Genomic DNA, 1,158 nt, shown 5'->3' on the forward strand with positions numbered 1-1,158 from the left:
ACCTAGTGGTGTGTCTCGTAAATAGTTAGGCCGTCTGGGGATAGAATGGAGTATGTCTGCTCCAGCGTCGCCTCTTGTCATGTCTGAGACTGATCGTGAAGTCTTGCAGAAGGTCGCCCGCTCGACTGCGGCAGCCCACCGGGAGGTTATCCGCGCCCGGGTGCTGTTGGCCGCGGCTGAGGGTGTTGGCAACCGCACCATCGCTGCAGAGCACGGGATCTCAGCGATGACAGTACGAGCCTGGCGAGCTGCATTCACCACCGATGGGCTGAAGCATTGGGGCACGGTCAAGAAGGGCCGGGGCCGTAAGCCCTCCATTCCGGCAGAGACGGTGGCAGAGATTGTGCGGATGACCACCAAGACCAAGCCCCCAGGGAAAAACTCATTGGACCAGCCGGTCTCTGGCCAAGGAGCTGGGAGTCTCACACTCCAGTGTCCACCGGATCTGGAGTGAGTTGGGGCTGAAACCTCACCGGGTGGATACATTCAAAGTCTCCAATGACCCGGCCTTCGATGAGAAGGTCATTGATGTCGTCGGGCTTTACCTCAATCCTCCAGAGCAGGCAGTGGTGCTGGCCATGGACGAAAAATCCTCCGTCCAAGCGCTGGATCGCACCCAGGCCTCGTTGCCGATGGTGCCAGGAAGAGCCGGGACCATGACCCATGACTATAAGCGCCACGGCACCACCACACTATTCGCTGCCTTGGATGTCCTCACCGGAAAAGTCATTGGCCAATGTTTGCCCAAGCACCGGCACGAGGAGTTCTTGAAGTTCCTGAACACAATCGACCGCCAGGTCCCTGATGACCTGGATGTCCATCTGATCTTGGATAACTACGCCACCCATAAGCACGCAAAGGTCAAGGCATGGATGAAGAACCACCCACGCTTCCATTTTCACTTCACTCCGACCTCGGCCTCCTGGCTGAACCAAGTAGAACGCTGGTTCCGAGATCTGACTGAGCAGAATCTACGGCGCGGGATCTTCCGCTCAGTGCCGGAGCTCATCGACAGCATCGAAGAATATATGCAGGCCAATAACGAGGACCCCAAGCCCTATGAATGGACCGCCACCGCTGAGTCAATCCTGGACAAAGTCGCCCGAGCACGAACCAGCCTCAACGAACAGGCAAACCAAAACTGAGACAGACCACTAG

At 57.4% G+C, this 1,158-nt stretch carries 1 pseudogene; it reads left to right on the top strand.

The features are described 5' to 3' along the window. Positions 1–52 precede the first annotated feature (52 nt). Positions 53–1,145 (top strand): annotated as a pseudogene (locus FEF26_RS15450) (IS630 family transposase). The last annotated feature ends 13 nt before the right edge of the window (positions 1,146–1,158 follow it).

This window comes from Nesterenkonia salmonea (assembly GCF_005771525.1).
Taxonomy (GTDB): Bacteria; Actinomycetota; Actinomycetes; order Actinomycetales; family Micrococcaceae; genus Nesterenkonia; species Nesterenkonia salmonea.